At 61.8% G+C, this 14,207-nt stretch carries 12 protein-coding genes; 4 read left to right on the forward strand and 8 right to left on the reverse strand.

Annotated features, from left to right (window positions below; genetic code table 11):
* Nucleotides 1–154: 154 nt before the first annotated feature.
* The gene (exuR, locus tag QOL81_RS17955) at nucleotides 155–931 is read right to left on the reverse strand and encodes a transcriptional regulator ExuR (protein WP_033636102.1); all 777 of its coding nucleotides are present in this window, start codon (nucleotides 929–931) and stop codon (nucleotides 155–157) included.
* 119 nt (nucleotides 932–1,050) lie between these two features.
* Nucleotides 1,051–2,349, reverse strand: coding sequence for an MFS transporter (locus tag QOL81_RS17960; RefSeq protein WP_060424703.1), 1,299 nt, complete (start codon nucleotides 2,347–2,349; stop codon nucleotides 1,051–1,053).
* A 77-nt stretch (nucleotides 2,350–2,426) separates the two neighbouring features.
* Here QOL81_RS17960 and QOL81_RS17965 point away from each other — a divergent pair, with 77 nt between their 5' ends.
* Genes QOL81_RS17965 through QOL81_RS17975 form a run of 3 tightly spaced genes read left to right on the forward strand, consistent with a single transcriptional unit; the run spans nucleotide 2,427 to nucleotide 5,570 of the window.
* Nucleotides 2,427–2,594, forward strand: coding sequence for a hypothetical protein (locus QOL81_RS17965; RefSeq protein WP_154618198.1), 168 nt, complete (start codon nucleotides 2,427–2,429; stop codon nucleotides 2,592–2,594).
* A gap of 55 nt (nucleotides 2,595–2,649) precedes the next feature.
* The gene (gene uxaC / locus QOL81_RS17970) at nucleotides 2,650–4,062 is read left to right on the forward strand and encodes a glucuronate isomerase (protein ID WP_060424706.1); all 1,413 of its coding nucleotides are present in this window, start codon (nucleotides 2,650–2,652) and stop codon (nucleotides 4,060–4,062) included.
* Nucleotides 4,063–4,082: 20 nt separating this feature from the next.
* On the forward strand, nucleotides 4,083–5,570 hold the full coding sequence (locus QOL81_RS17975) for a UxaA family hydrolase (RefSeq protein ID WP_070915399.1): 1,488 nt from the start codon (nucleotides 4,083–4,085) through the stop codon (nucleotides 5,568–5,570).
* 52 nt (nucleotides 5,571–5,622) lie between these two features.
* On the opposite strand, the gene sstT is transcribed toward QOL81_RS17975, so the two are convergent.
* The 5 genes from sstT to QOL81_RS18000 form a co-directional block, all read right to left on the reverse strand.
* A complete protein-coding gene (sstT, locus tag QOL81_RS17980; protein WP_060424710.1) occupies nucleotides 5,623–6,858 on the reverse strand; it encodes a serine/threonine transporter SstT in 1,236 nt (411 codons plus the stop codon).
* Nucleotides 6,859–7,120: 262 nt separating this feature from the next.
* Entirely contained in the window at nucleotides 7,121–8,089 is a 969-nt protein-coding gene (locus tag QOL81_RS17985; RefSeq protein WP_060424713.1) for a TerC family protein, read from the reverse strand.
* Between the two features lie 252 nt (nucleotides 8,090–8,341).
* Complete coding sequence (locus QOL81_RS17990) at nucleotides 8,342–9,073, reverse strand: glutamine amidotransferase (RefSeq protein ID WP_060424716.1); 732 nt, start codon at nucleotides 9,071–9,073, stop codon at nucleotides 8,342–8,344.
* Nucleotide 9,074: 1 nt separating this feature from the next.
* Nucleotides 9,075–10,055 carry a Gfo/Idh/MocA family protein gene (locus QOL81_RS17995; protein ID WP_070915396.1) on the reverse strand — a complete coding sequence of 327 codons (981 nt, stop codon included), beginning with the start codon at nucleotides 10,053–10,055 and terminating at the stop codon, nucleotides 9,075–9,077.
* 50 nt (nucleotides 10,056–10,105) lie between these two features.
* Nucleotides 10,106–10,612 (reverse strand): M48 metallopeptidase family protein, encoded by a 507-nt coding sequence (locus QOL81_RS18000; RefSeq protein WP_004937154.1) that lies wholly within the window; start codon nucleotides 10,610–10,612, stop codon nucleotides 10,106–10,108.
* A 149-nt stretch (nucleotides 10,613–10,761) separates the two neighbouring features.
* Here QOL81_RS18000 and rlmG point away from each other — a divergent pair, with 149 nt between their 5' ends.
* Complete coding sequence (gene rlmG, locus QOL81_RS18005) at nucleotides 10,762–11,901, forward strand: 23S rRNA (guanine(1835)-N(2))-methyltransferase RlmG (protein WP_015379148.1); 1,140 nt, start codon at nucleotides 10,762–10,764, stop codon at nucleotides 11,899–11,901.
* A 34-nt stretch (nucleotides 11,902–11,935) separates the two neighbouring features.
* Here the strand turns inward: rlmG and QOL81_RS18010 are convergent, their stop codons facing one another.
* Complete coding sequence (locus tag QOL81_RS18010) at nucleotides 11,936–13,957, reverse strand: oxidoreductase (RefSeq protein ID WP_283439970.1); 2,022 nt, start codon at nucleotides 13,955–13,957, stop codon at nucleotides 11,936–11,938.
* Between the last annotated feature and the right edge of the window lie 250 nt (nucleotides 13,958–14,207).

Consider the following 14,207-nt stretch of genomic DNA (forward strand, 5'->3'; position numbering starts at 1 on the left):
AAAAAGTGGGCTAACTCTACCAAAATAGCACGATTGGCAACAGGGAAATCTACGTTGCCGACGGTGAAATAGTACACGGCAAACGGCGGTTCCGGCATCGATTCAGCGGATTTTACATTACCTGACATAAGCCGACGGTTTTTGACCGCCGGGGCTATTTCGGCTCGTGGCTCACGCCATCCAGATGCACCACCGGATTCTCGGCGAACAGGTAGCGGTCGGCGTTGTATTCGAAGTCGTCGCTGGTGGCGTTAAACAGCATCTGCTTGGTGTTTTCCAGGTGCTGCCACATCGCCAGTTTAGCGGCGTAAGGATCTTTGCGCATCAGTGCCTTGAGGATCTGATCGTGATCGTCGCACCAGCTGGCGATCGAACGTTCGTCGATATGCTCGTGCAGTTTCTTCCAGTAAGGGTTGTTGACCCGCTGCACCCACATTTTTTCTACGATGGTGGCCATGGCGGTGTTCTGGGTGGCCAGCGCCACCTGCACGTGGAACTTCAGATCCCACTGCGAGTCGCGGAAGCGATCCTCTTTGCGGGCGTGCTCCTGGATCTCCATCAGCTGCACGATATCTTGTTTGGTCACCTGGGTGGCGGCGAATTCGGCGATGTTGCTTTCGATCAGCTGGCGCGCCTGCAGCAGCTCAAACGGGCCCGCGGTGGCGAACTCGATGCTGTCGCCCGGCACCACCAGGTGTTTTTGCTGGTTGGACACCACGTGGATCCCGGATCCCTTGCGCACGTCCACATAGCCTTCCACTTCCAGCATGATGATCGCTTCGCGCACCACGGTGCGGCTGACATTCATCTCTTCGGCGATGTATCGCTCGGCCGGCAGCTTGTCGCCTACCGGGTAGCGGCCGCTTTCGATACGTTGCTTAAGCTCGGCGGCCAGTTGCTGATACAGGCGTCTGGTTTCGGTGAATTCCATAGTGAATGCTCTATACGGTGCGGTGGGAGGGGGCGCGTGGCCATCGGATTTGTTATACCACTTATTCGGCACCGCTGCCAGAGGAGCAAAAGGCCCGGCGCGGCGGCCGGGCGGCGGGATCAGCTGCGCGCCGGGGCCGGCTGCAGCGCGGCGGGTTGCGGTTCGGCGGCCGGGCGGTTTTGCAGCACCGTCCAGATGACGATGGCGCCGAGAATGTCGAAGACCGACAGCGCGGCGAACAGCGGACTGAAGCCGAGGGTGTCCGCCAGGGCGCCGACCACCAGGGCGAACAGCGTGCTGGCGGTCCAGGCCGCCATGCCGGTCAGGCCGTTGGCGGTCGCCACCTCATTGCGGCCGAACACGTCGGAAGAGAGGGTGATCAGCGCGCCGGACAGCGCCTGATGGGCGAAGCCGCCGACGCACAGCAGCGCGATAGCCGCATAAGGGCTGGTGAACAGGCCGATCATGCCGGGGCCGATCATCAACACCGCCCCCATCGTCACCACCAGCTTGCGCGAGACGATCAGATTGACCTTGAAATACTTCTGGAACAGCGGCGGCAGGTAGCCGCCGACGATGCAGCCGAGATCGGCGAACAGCATCGGCATCCAGGCGAACATGGCGATCTCTTTCAGATTAAAGCCGTAGGCCTTGAACATGAACAGTGGGATCCAGGCGTTGAAGGTGCCCCAGGCCGGTTCCGCCAGAAAGCGCGGCAGCGCGATGCCCCAGAACTGGCGGTTGCGCACGATCTGCCAGGCGGACATCTTTTTGGCGTTTGAGGTCTGGTGCTGCGCTTCCTGGCCTTCGAGGATGTAACGACGCTCTTCCTGGCTCAGTTTCTTCTGATCTTTCGGGTGCTTGTAGAACAGCAGCCAGCAGATGGCCCAGATCAGGCTCAGCACGCCGGTGATGATGAACGCCATCTCCCAGCTGTGCGCCACGATGGCCCATACCACCAGCGGCGGGGCGATCATGCCGCCGATCGACGAACCGACGTTGAAATAGCCGACGGCGATCGAACGCTCTTTGGCCGGAAACCACTCGCTGCTGGCCTTCAGCCCGGCGGGGATCATCGCCGCCTCGGCCATGCCGACCGCGCCGCGCGCCAACGCCAGTCCGCCCCAGCTGTTGGCCAGCGCGGTGCCCATACAGAACACCGCCCAAAGAATGGCGAACATGGCGTAACCGACCTTGGTGCCGAGCACGTCCAACACATAGCCCGCCACCGGCTGCATCACGGTGTAGCAGGCGGAATAGGCGGCGACGATATAGGAATACTGCTGGGTGGTGATGTGCAGCGTATCTTCCAGCGTCGGCGCCGCCACGGCGATGGCGTTGCGGGTCAGGTAACCCAGCACGGTGCCGACGGTCACCAGCCCGATCATGTACCAGCGTAACCCTTTAATTTTACGCATCCGAAATGTCTCCCCGTTTGAAGGTATGGCCGGCGATGCGGCTGGCGAGACAATAACCTGTCATACAGGTTTAAAAGTTGAGTGATATCACAAAAGGAATTATTCGCCTGAGCGATACTGTCGCCGGTGAAATAGGGCGTTTATGCCGCACATTTGCCGTAAAAACGAGTGAAAAAGGGATTGGAGGACAGCAAAACGGCAGATGGCGGGAAAAATTTGCTGGACGCTCGCTAAAATTGGTGTGATAACTTTTGTGATTCGATCCCTGTGCCGCACGGCAAGTAAGGTAAGGAGCCCGAGATGGCGACGTTTTTGAGCGAAGATTTCCTGCTGGACAGCGAATTTGCCCGGCGTTTGTACCATGACTACGCGGCGCAGCAGCCGATTTTCGACTACCACTGCCATTTGCCGCCGCAGCAGATTGCGGAGAATACCCGCTTCAGCAACCTGTACGATATCTGGCTGCGGGGCGATCACTACAAATGGCGGGCGATGCGCACCAACGGCGTGGCGGAGCGGCTGTGCACCGGCGATGCGGGCGATCGCGAGAAATTCGACGCCTGGGCCGCCACGGTGCCGCACACCATTGGCAACCCGCTCTATCACTGGACGCACCTGGAGCTGCGCCGGCCGTTCGGCATCACCGGGACGCTGCTGTCGCCGAGCACGGCGGATGAGATCTGGCAGCGCGGCAATGCGCTGCTGGCGCAGGATGAGTTTCGCGCGCGCGGCATCATGCGGCAGATGAACGTGAAAATGGTCGGTACCACCGACGATCCGATCGACGATCTGCGCCACCATCGGGCGATCGCCGACGATCATAGCTTCGATATCAAGGTGTTGCCGAGCTGGCGGCCAGACAAGGCCTTCGCCATCGATGCGCCCGGCTTCAATGACTATCTGCGGCAGCTGGAGGCGGCGGCGGACACCGCCATCGGCCGTTTCAGCATGCTGTGCGACGCCCTGCACAAGCGTATGGATCACTTCGCCGCCCACGGTTGCAAGGTGGCCGACCATGCGCTGGACGTGGTGGTGTTCGGCGAGGCCGATGAAGCGACGCTGGATGCGATCCTGCTGCGTCGCCTGAACGGCGAGCTGCCGACGCCGGAACAGAGCGCGCAGTTCAAAAGCGCGGTGCTGCTGTTCCTGGCCGGCGAATACCGGCGCCGCGGCTGGGTGCAGCAATATCACATCGGCGCGCTGCGCAATAACAACAGCCGCATGTTGGCCGCCGTCGGGCCGGATATCGGCTTCGACTCGATCAACGATCGGCCGCTGGCGGAGCCGCTGTCGCGGCTGCTGGATGCCCAGGCGCGGCAGGGCGGCCTGCCGAAAACCATTCTCTATTGCCTCAACCCGCGCGATAACGAAGTGATCGGTACCATGATCGGCAATTTCCAGGGGGAAGGCACGCCGGGCAAGATGCAGTTTGGCTCCGGCTGGTGGTTCAACGATCAGAAGGACGGCATGCAGCGCCAAATGACGCAGCTGGCGCAGCTCGGGCTGCTGAGCCGCTTCGTCGGCATGCTGACCGACAGTCGCAGCTTCCTGTCGTATACGCGCCATGAATACTTCCGCCGCATCCTTTGCCAGATGATCGGCCGCTGGGTGACGGACGGCGAAGCGCCGGCCGATATCGCGCTGCTGGGCGGGATGGTGAAAAACATCTGCTTCGACAACGCCAAAGACTATTTCGCCATTGACCTGGCGTAGCCGTTATCCGGGACCGGTTTATGCAAAGTACGATAAAGATTCACGAGCAGGATAACGTGGCGGTAGCGCTGCGCGACCTGGCCGCCGGAGACACGGTTGAGCTGGCAGGCGTCGCCGTTCCGCTGGCGCAGCCGGTGGCGCGCGGGCACAAGTTTGCGCTCGGCCCGATCGCCGAGGGCGAGGACATCATCAAATATGGCCAGCCGATCGGCCACGCGCTCGTGGCCATCGGCCCTGGGGAGCATATTCATTCGCAAAACGCCAAAACCAACCTGAGCGATCTGGACAGCTACCGTTACCAGCCGCAGTTCCCGGCGTTGCCACCGCAGGCGGCGGATCGCGAGGTGCAGCTGTACCGCCGGGCCGGCGGCGACGTGGGGATCCGCAACGAACTGTGGATCGTGCCGACCGTCGGCTGCGTCAACGGCATCGCCCGCCAGATCCAGCAGCGCTTTTTGCAGCAAACGCAGGCGGAGGGGATCGACGGCGTGCATCTGTTCAGCCATCCGTTCGGCTGCTCGCAGCTGGGGCAGGATCATGCCAACACCCGCATCATGCTGCAGAACATGGCGCGCCATCCCAACGCCGGCGCGGTGCTGGTGATCGGGCTGGGGTGCGAGAACAATCAGGTGGATGCTTTTCGCGCCACGCTGGGGATGGCGGACGAGCGGCGGCTGCGCTTTATGGTGTGCCAACAGCAGGACGACGAGGTGGAGGCCGGGCTGGCGCTGTTGCACGAGCTGTACCGGGAGATGCGCCACGATCGCCGCGAGCCGGGCCGCCTGAGCGAGCTGAAGTTCGGCCTGGAGTGCGGCGGTTCGGACGGATTGTCGGGCATCACCGCCAACCCGTTGCTGGGGCGCTTTTCCGATTATGTGATCGCCAACGGCGGCACCACGGTGCTGACCGAAGTGCCGGAGATGTTCGGCGCCGAGCGCATTCTGATGAGCCGCTGCCGCGACGGGGAGACCTTCGACAAAACCGTCGACATGATCAACGATTTCAAACGCTATTTCATCGCCCATCAACAGCCGATATACGAGAACCCATCGCCGGGCAATAAGGCCGGCGGCATTACCACGCTGGAAGAGAAATCGCTCGGCTGCACCCAAAAAGCGGGCCTGAGCCAGGTGGTGGACGTGCTGAAGTACGGTGAGCGGCTGCGCGTGCCGGGGCTGAATCTGCTCAGCGCGCCGGGCAACGATGCGGTGGCGACCAGCGCGCTGGCCGGTGCCGGCTGCCATATGGTGCTGTTCAGCACCGGGCGCGGCACGCCATACGGCGGCTTTGTGCCGACGGTGAAGCTGGCCACCAACAGCGAGCTGGCGGCGAAGAAACCGCATTGGATCGATTTCGACGCCGGCGGCCTGATCCACGGCGTGGCGATGGAGACCTTGCTCGGCCGCTTCGTCGATCTGATCGTCGAGATCGCCAACGGCCGCCCGGCGCGCAATGAAGCCAACGATTTCCGCGAGCTGGCGATCTTTAAAAGCGGGGTGACGCTCTAACGCTGACAAAAAAGGCGCTCGAGGGAGCGCCTTTTTATGAAGCAACTTGCGCTTAACGCACCTTCAGCGGGTCTTCGTTCGCCAGCCGTTGATCTTCCGCCTGGCAGGCCGCGGCGGTGAACAGCACGTCGGTGGAGGAGTTGAGGGCGGTTTCCGCCGAATCCTGCAGCACGCCGATAATAAAGCCGACCGCCACCACCTGCATCGCCACGTCGTTCGGAATGCCGAACATGTTGCACGCCAACGGGATCAGCAGCAGCGAGCCGCCGGCCACGCCGGAGGCCCCGCAGGCGCACAGGGCGGCCACCACGCTCAGCAGCAGAGCGGTCGGGACGTCCACCGCGATGCCCAGCGTGTTCACCGCCGCCAGCGTCAGCACGGTGATGGTGATCGCCGCGCCGGCCATGTTGATGGTGGCGCCCAGCGGGATGGAAACCGAGTAGGTGTCCTCATTCAGATTCAGCTTCTTGCACAGCTCCATGTTCACCGGGATGTTGGCGGCGGAGCTGCGGGTGAAGAAGGCGGTCACGCCGCTCTCGCGCAGGCAGGCGAACACCAGCGGATACGGGTTGCGGCGGATTTTCCAGTAAACGATCAGCGGGTTGAGCACCAGCGCCACCAGCAGCATGCAGCCGAGCAGTACCATCAGCAGCTGGGCGTAGCCCCACAGCACGCCGAAGCCGGTTTCCGCCAGCGTGGAAGCCACCAGGCCGAAGATGCCGAGCGGCGCACAGCGGATCACCGCGCGCACCACCAGCGTAACCGCATGGGACATGTCGTTGATCAGCCCTTTAGTGGTTTCGGAAGCGTGGCGCAGCGCCAGCCCCAGCCCGACGGCCCACGCCAGAATACCGATGTAGTTGGCGTTAATCAGCGCATGGAACGGGTTGGCCACCACGCTCATCAACAGGCCTTTCATCACGTCCACGATGCCGCCCGGCGGGGTAATGTCCGTCGCGCCGGTGGTCAGCGCCAGCGTAGAAGGGAAGATAAAGCTGACGACGACCGCCACCAGCGCGGCGGCAAAGGTGCCCAGCAGGTAGAGGAACAGGATCGGGCGAATGTTGGTCTTCTGCCCCTGTTTATGGTTGGCGATCGAGGCCATAACCAGAATCAGCACCAGCAGCGGAGCCACCGCTTTCAGCGCGCCGACGAACAGGGTGCCGAGCAGGCCGACGGCGGCCGCGGCTGCCGGCGAAACCAGCGCCACCAGAATGCCGGCCACCAGGCCGACCATGATTTGTTTGACCAGGCTGCCCTGCGTGATCCTTTGTAGTAGTTTTTGCATAGTGCTTTCTTCCTGATGTTATCTGGCCGCCGCGGCGGGAACGACACCGGGTAGCTTTATATGATTCTGTAACTAAGTGTGTTTGCCGAATCAGTATTCAGCAATCGAATGATGTTGGAAAGAGGCGGGGATGAAATTCTGAGCGCGGATCAACACTTGATAACATACTGGTTACATTTGTGTGATCGCAATAACGTTTGGCGTTTTGGGGGAATTGCCAAACAATCGCGGGGCGACTAGCGCCCCGGATAACAGATTGTGGTTATTTCTTCGCCAGGCGATCGTTACGGCGATTGACCCAGGCGTTGATCAGCAAGGTAAGCGTCAGGATGCCTGCCACCACGCCGAGCGACACGCCGATCGGGATGTGGAAGAAGTCGATAATCAGCATCTTGATGCCGATAAACACCAGAATCACCGACAGGCCATATTTCAGCATCGAGAAACGCTCCGCCACGTTGGCCAGCAGGAAGTACATGGCGCGCAGGCCCATGATGGCGAACAGGTTAGAGGTCAGGACAATGAACGGATCGGTGGTCACGGCGAAGATCGCCGGGATGCTGTCCACCGCGAAGATCACGTCGCTCAGTTCGACCAGGATCAGCACCAGCACCAGCGGGGTGGCGAACAGGATGCCGTTGCGGCGCACGAAGAAGCGCTCGCCTTCCAGGCTGTCGGTCATGCGCAGGTGGCTGCGCAGCCATTTCACCAGCGGCTTGTCGCCGATCGCCGAGTCATCTTCCTTCGCCAGCGCCATCTTGATGCCGGTGAACAGCAGGAAGGCGCCGAACAGATACAGCAGCCACTGGAACTGGCTGACCAGCCAGCTGCCGGCGAAGATCATGATGGTACGCAGGACGATCGCGCCTAGCACGCCGTAGATCAGCACCCGCCGCTGCAGGTTGGCCGGCACGGCGAAGTAGCTGAACAGCATCAGCCAGACGAACACGTTATCCACCGCCAGCGCTTTTTCGATCAGGTAGCCGGTCAGGAAGGCCAGCGCCTGGGTATCGGCGACGGCGCGCCCGGCGGTTTCATTCAGGTAGTACCAGAAACCGAAATTGAACAGCAGGGAGAGGCTGACCCACACCAGCGACCAGCTGGCGGCCTGCTTCAGGGTCATGGTGTGCGCGCCTTTACGGCCCTGCAACAGGAGGTCGATTGCGAGCATCACGACTATGACGGCGGCGAAGCTGCCCCATAACCACGGTGTGCCAACGGAATTCATCATCAGAGGTATCCTTCAAAAACAAAAACGGCCAACGTCGGAAGACGCCAGCCGCTCTGTGAACGCTGCAAGCAAACCTCGCCTTCCGGCAAGGTCTCACTTACAACGTTGATGAAGGTGGTTACACCTTTGACATCAGGTTGCCCGGTAACCGGATGCTTGCGCATCGTAATGACGATTGACCGGCAATGAAGTTACTCCCCTTTGCAGAGCAGAAAGTAATGCAAAATGTGTCGGCGGTCAACGTGAATCGCGTTAGCCGGCCATCGCTTTTTGCGCGCCGAGGCTGACGACGAATCCCTGCAGCAGCAGGCGGCTGAACGGCGTGTCGCTAACCTGTTGTTGTTGCTGTTGATAGCGGGCTTGTTGCTCGGGATGCAGTTCGCCAAGCCACTGCAGATACTGGCTCATCACCGCGCCGTTGAATTCCGGATGGAACTGGGTGGTCAGGGCGTGATCGCCATAGCGCAGGATCTGGTGCGCGTCCTGCTGCGAACGCGCCAGCGTCTGCGCGCCGGCGGGCGGCGTCAGCACGCTCTGCGAATGGATAAGGTTGGCCTTGAAACGCGGCGGCAGCAGGGTGAGCCGCCGGTCTTCGGCCGCGGCGGGCAGCAGTTCGATCTCCAGCGTACCCACCTCCATGCCCTGCGGGTGGTAGCCCACTTCGCCGCCGAGCGCGTAGGCCAGCAGCTGGTGGCCGTAGCAGACGCCGAACAGCGGCAGTTTGATCGCCATCGCCTGACGCAGCCATTCGGCGGCTTCCTCGCTCCACGGCAGCTGTTCGGTCACCATCGCCGGTGAGCCGGTAATGACAACGCCGCAATAGGCGGCCGGCGGCAACGGCCGTTCGCCGGCGGGAAGGTGCACGATGTGCGCGCGTTCGGCGTCGATGTTGCCCTGTTGCAGGAACATACCTTCAAAGTTGGCCAGTTCCTGGCGAATGGCCTGCGGCGCGTCGCCGGTTTGCATCACGAGCAGCGGTTTCATCTCATTCTCCGTCGGCGGGGAAGACGACGCCGGTCTGGCGGCGGATGTCGGTCAGCAGGCGGGCGACGATCAGCGAATTCTCCAGCCCCGGGTGTTCCACCTGATGCTTCTCAATCAGCTCGGCGAAGGCCAGCGCTTCATACAGCATGGTATTGATATGCTGTGTCTGGCTCAGATCCTGGCGGTTGCCGCCGCGCGGCGTCAGCGCCACGCCCTGACACTCGGAAATCTTGTCGATAATCAGCGTGCCTTCTTCCCCCTGGATCTCGCTGGGGATCGCCGAGTCGCTGACCTTGGAATGGGAAAGCGTGACGTCGAAATCGCCGTAGTTCAGACAGACGGTGCCGTGGGCGTCCACGCCGGTATCCAGCAGCGTGGCGCTGGCCAGCACCGACTGCGGCGCGCCGAACAGCGCTACCGCGCTGGCCAGGCAGTAGTAGCCGATGTCCATGATCGAGCCGTTGGAGAACTGGGGGTTAAAGGTGTTGGGGTTCTCGCCGGCGAGATAGCGCGGGTAGCGCGAAGAGTATTGGCAGTAGTTGATAAAGGCTTTGCGCAGCCGGCCGACTTTCGGCAATGCCTGCTGCAGCGCCAGGAAATTCGGCAAGTAGGCGCTTTTGAACGCTTCGAACAGCACCACCTGATTTTCCCGCGCGCAGGCTACCAGCTGTTCCGCTTCGCGCTGGTTGGAGGCCAGCGGCTTTTCGCAGATCACGTGTTTTTTATGGCGCAGGAACAGCAGCGATTGCGGGCAGTGCAGGGAATTGGGGCTGGCGATATACACCGCGTCTATGGCGTCAGACTGTGCCATCGCCTCGAGCGAGTCGAAAAACTGCGTGACCTGATAGTTGGCGCCAAATGCCTGCGCCTGGTCCAGCGAGCGTGAATACACGGCGCTCAGCTTGAGTTTGCCGCTTTCATGGGCGGCATCGATAAAACGTTCCGTAATCCAGTTGGTGCCGACGACGGCAAAGCGAATCATGGCGAGCTCCGGTCCAGGCCTAAAACCGCAGATTATCACGCCCTCACTCGCTATGCATACAGCTCGCCGAACAGCGAAAGGTGCGTCAGATACAGCCGGGTATCGAACTCCAGCTGGTGGTAATCCGGCTCCATATGGCAGCACAGGCTGTAGAACGCCTTGTTGTGATCTTTCTCTTTCAGGTGTGCCAGCTCATGCACCACGATCATGCGCAGGAAGGGTTCGGGCGCCACCTTGAACACCGTCGCCACGCGGATTTCCGCCTTGGCCTTCAGCTTGCCGCCCTGCACGCGCGAGATGGCGGTATGCAGGCCAAGCGCGTGCTTCATGACGTGGATCTTGCTGTCGTAGGCCACCTTGCTCAGCGGCTGGGCGTTGCGCAGATACTGGTTTTTCAGATCGACGGTAAACTGATACAGCGACTTGTCGGTGGTGCAGTCGTGCACCTGCGGATAGCGCTGCAGCAGCACGTCTCCCAGCCGGTTCTGATGGATCAGTTGCTGCACCTGGCTTTGCAGATGCGTTGGGTAGCCTTGCAGGTAGGTCAATTCAGACATTCTTGTTCCGTATCAACGGCCATTCAGCCGGTCATTCTATGCTGTTTTTTCGCTCAAATCCTGACATACGCAATTTATCCGAAAAAACATTTTACTGACGGGCGTTTTTAGGGGATAAACAGCCCAAATTTTATCAGTCAGGAGGGGCAATGAGCCAACTCGATCTGGGAACACAGCAACTTGAGCTGGAGCGTTATCCCCAACAGGAAGAATCCACCCAACTGCAGGCGTGGGAAGCAGCGGACGAATATCTGCTGCAACAGCTTGAAAACGTAGATATCGGCGGCCGTCCGGTGCTGATTTTCAACGATAACTTCGGCACCCTGGCCTGTGCGCTGCACGCGCATCGTCCTTACAGCGTCAGCGACTCGTACATGAGCCAGCTGGCGACGCGCCACAACCTGAAGCTCAACGGTCTGGATCCCGAGCAGGTCACGCTGTTGGACAGCCTGGCCGAGCTGCCGGCGGCGCCGGCGGTGGTGCTGATTCGCGTGCCGAAAGCGCTGGCGCTGCTGGAGCAGCAGCTGCGCGCGCTGCGCCACGTCGTGACCGAAGACACGCTGATCGTCGCCGGCGCCAAGGCGCGCGACGTGCATACCTCGACGATGCAGCTGTTTGAAAAGGTGCTGGGCCCGACGCGCACCAGCCTGGCGTGGAAGAAAGCGCGCCTGATCTTCTGCCAGGCGGCGGATATCGTCCCACCGGCGGCGGCGGAAACCACCGACTGGACGCTGGACGGCACCGATTGGCTTATCCATAACCACGCCAACGTCTTCTCGCGCGGCAGCCTGGATATCGGCGCGCGCCTGTTTATGGAACATCTGCCGCGTGGCCTGAACGGCCATATCGTCGATCTGGGCTGCGGCAACGGCGTGATTGGCCTGACGGCGCTGGCGCAAAACCCGGAAGCGCAGGTGACCTTCGTCGATGAATCTTACATGGCGGTGGCCTCCAGCGAGCTGAACGTGGAGCACAACCTGCCGCAAGAGCTGGATCGTTGCCAGTTTGAGGTGAACAACGCGCTGGCGGGCATCGAGCGCGAAAGCGTGCAGGCGGTGCTGTGTAACCCGCCGTTCCACCAGCAGCATGCCATTACCGATCACACCGCCTGGCAGATGTTCTGCGACGCCAAGCGCTGCCTGCAGGTAGGCGGCGAGTTACGCATCGTCGGCAACCGCCACCTCGACTATCATCAGAAGCTCAAGCGTCTGTTCGGCAACTGCACGCTGGTGGCCTCGAACAAGAAGTTCGTGATCTTGAGAGCGGTTAAATCCGGCGCGCGTCGCTGAGCGTGATGACCAAGGGGCGCTGTGCGCCCCTTTTTTACAGCGCCATCGCCAGCCGCGTACCCTGATCGATCGCGCGGCGGGCGTCCAGCTCGGCGGCCACGTCGGCGCCGCCGATCAGATGTACGATTTTCCCCATCGCCTGCAGCGGCTGCTGCAGCTCGCGGCGTGGTTCCTGCCCGGCGCAGATGACCACCGTGTCTACCGGCAGGCAGCTGTCCTGCTCGGCGCGGGTGATGTGCAGCCCTTCGTCGTCGATCAGCCGATAGCTGACGCTGTTGAGCATTTTCACGCCGCGCATCGCCAGGCTGGCGCGGTGGATCCAACCAGTGGTTTTCCCCAGGCCTTCGCCCACTTTGCTGGTTTTGCGCTGCAGCAGATAGATTTGCCGCGCGGCGCGTGGCGCCTGAGGGCCTTGCGCCGCCAGCCCGCCGCGCTGCTCAAGGCGGCCGTCAATGCCCCATTCGCGGTTGAATTCCGCCTGATCCTGGCTGCTGGACACGCCGTGCTGGCTGAGGTACTCGGCGGTGTCGAAGCCGATGCCGCCGGCGCCGACGATCGCCACCCGCTGGCCGACCGGTTTTTTATCGCGCAGCACGTCCAGATAGCTCAGCACCTTGGCGTGGCCGATGCCGGGGATGTCCGGGGTGCGCGGCACGATGCCGCAGGCGAGGATCACTTCGTCGAATTCGCTTAAATCCGCCGCCTCGACCTTGACGCCCAACCTGACCGTCACTTCGCGCAGCGCCAGCTGGCGGCGGAAGTAACGCAGGGTTTCATGGAATTCTTCCTTGCCGGGGATCTGCTTGGCGATGTTGAACTGGCCGCCGATCTGATCGGCCGCGTCGAACAGCGTCACCTGATGGCCGCGGCTGGCGGCAGTGGTGGCGAAGGCCAGCCCGGCGGGGCCGGCGCCGATCACCGCCAGCTTTTTCGGTTTCTCCGCCATCGTCAACGGCATTTCGGTTTCGCGGCAGGCGCGCGGATTGACCAGGCAAGACGTCAGCTTGCCTTCAAAAATCTGGTCGAGACAGGCCTGGTTGCAACCGATGCAGGTATTGATCTCGTCGGCGCGTCCCTCGGCGGCTTTCTGCACAAAGGCGGCGTCGGCGAGGAACGGGCGCGCCATCGACACCATGTCGGCGCAGCCGTCCGCCAGCACCTGCTCGGCCACCGCCGGATCGTTGATGCGGTTAGTGGTGATCAGCGGAATACCCACCTTGCCCATCAGCTTGCGGGTCACCCAGCTGAACCCGGCGCGCGGCACCATGGTGGCGATGGTCGGGATGCGCGCCTCGTGCCAGCCGATGCCGGTATTGATGATCGTGGCGCCTGCCTGTTCGACCGCCAGCGCCAGCTGTTCAATCTCCTGCCAGCTGGAGCCGTCTTCCACCAGATCGAGCATCGACAGCCGGTAGATCAGAATGAATTCCGCGCCCACCGCCTGGCGCACCGCCCGCACAATCTCGACGGCGAAGCGCATGCGGTTGGTGAAGCTGCCGCCCCAGCGATCGTCGCGCTGGTTGGTGCGCGCCGCCAAAAATTGGTTGATCAGGTAGCCTTCGGAACCCATCACCTCAACGCCGTCGTAGCCGGCCTGTTGCGCCAGCGCCGCGCAGCGGGCGAAGTCGGCGATGGTCTGCTCGATCTCCGCTTCATTCAGCGCGCTTGGCGCGAAGGGATTGATCGGCGCCTGCAGCGCGGAAGGGCCCACCGGGTGCGGCTGATAGCTGTAGCGGCCGGCATGCAGGATCTGCAGCGCTATCTTGCCGCCCGCGCGATGAACGGCCTCGGTGACCGGCCGATGGTGAGGCAGCTGCGCCTCGCTGTTGAGGGTGGAACCGCCGCGATACACCACGCCTTTGTCGTTGGGCGCGATGCCGCCGGTGACGATCAGGGCCACGCCGGCGGCGGCGCGCTCGGCATAGAACGCGGCCAGGCGCTGCGGGCCGTCAGGCAGCTCTTCCAGGCCGGTATGCATCGATCCCATCAGCACCCGGTTTTTCAGGGTGGTAAAGCCGAGATCCAGCGGCGCCAGCAGGTGAGGGTAATTGCTCATTGCACTCTCCATCGGGTGAAATCGGGGCCCGTTGTTATAATTATGTGAACATAAGTGGTCGGATGAGATAAATCTAGCCGTTGTCGCGCCGCTTGGGAATCTGCGTTGTGCCGAATGTGATAGACGTCATGAATCTCAGGCACCGTTTGCATAACGAACAAAAGATCGGTTAACCTTTGCGCGTTGTAAATTCCTTCTCTCTGCGGAGCCATAACCGAAAATGAACAACCACACCTGCTGATATCGGGTC

Origin of the sequence: Serratia sp. CC22-02 (assembly GCF_900182895.1) — a bacterium.
GTDB classification, from domain to species: Bacteria; Pseudomonadota; Gammaproteobacteria; order Enterobacterales; family Enterobacteriaceae; genus Serratia; species Serratia nevei.

Excerpts from the sequence above, each read along its gene's own strand:
- exuR (WP_033636102.1), bottom strand. The coding sequence starts at position 931 with ATGGAATTCACCGAAACCAGACGCCTGTATCAGCAACTGGCCGCCGAG.
- QOL81_RS17960 (WP_060424703.1), bottom strand. The coding sequence starts at position 2,349 with ATGCGTAAAATTAAAGGGTTACGCTGGTACATGATCGGGCTGGTGACC.
- uxaC (WP_060424706.1), top strand. The coding sequence starts at position 2,650 with ATGGCGACGTTTTTGAGCGAAGATTTCCTGCTGGACAGCGAATTTGCC.
- QOL81_RS17975 (WP_070915399.1), top strand. The coding sequence starts at position 4,083 with ATGCAAAGTACGATAAAGATTCACGAGCAGGATAACGTGGCGGTAGCG.
- sstT (WP_060424710.1), bottom strand. The coding sequence starts at position 6,858 with ATGCAAAAACTACTACAAAGGATCACGCAGGGCAGCCTGGTCAAACAA.
- QOL81_RS17985 (WP_060424713.1), bottom strand. The coding sequence starts at position 8,089 with ATGATGAATTCCGTTGGCACACCGTGGTTATGGGGCAGCTTCGCCGCC.
- QOL81_RS17990 (WP_060424716.1), bottom strand. The coding sequence starts at position 9,073 with ATGAAACCGCTGCTCGTGATGCAAACCGGCGACGCGCCGCAGGCCATT.
- QOL81_RS17995 (WP_070915396.1), bottom strand. The coding sequence starts at position 10,055 with ATGATTCGCTTTGCCGTCGTCGGCACCAACTGGATTACGGAACGTTTT.
- QOL81_RS18000 (WP_004937154.1), bottom strand. The coding sequence starts at position 10,612 with ATGTCTGAATTGACCTACCTGCAAGGCTACCCAACGCATCTGCAAAGC.
- rlmG (WP_015379148.1), top strand. The coding sequence starts at position 10,762 with ATGAGCCAACTCGATCTGGGAACACAGCAACTTGAGCTGGAGCGTTAT.
- QOL81_RS18010 (WP_283439970.1), bottom strand. The coding sequence starts at position 13,957 with ATGAGCAATTACCCTCACCTGCTGGCGCCGCTGGATCTCGGCTTTACC.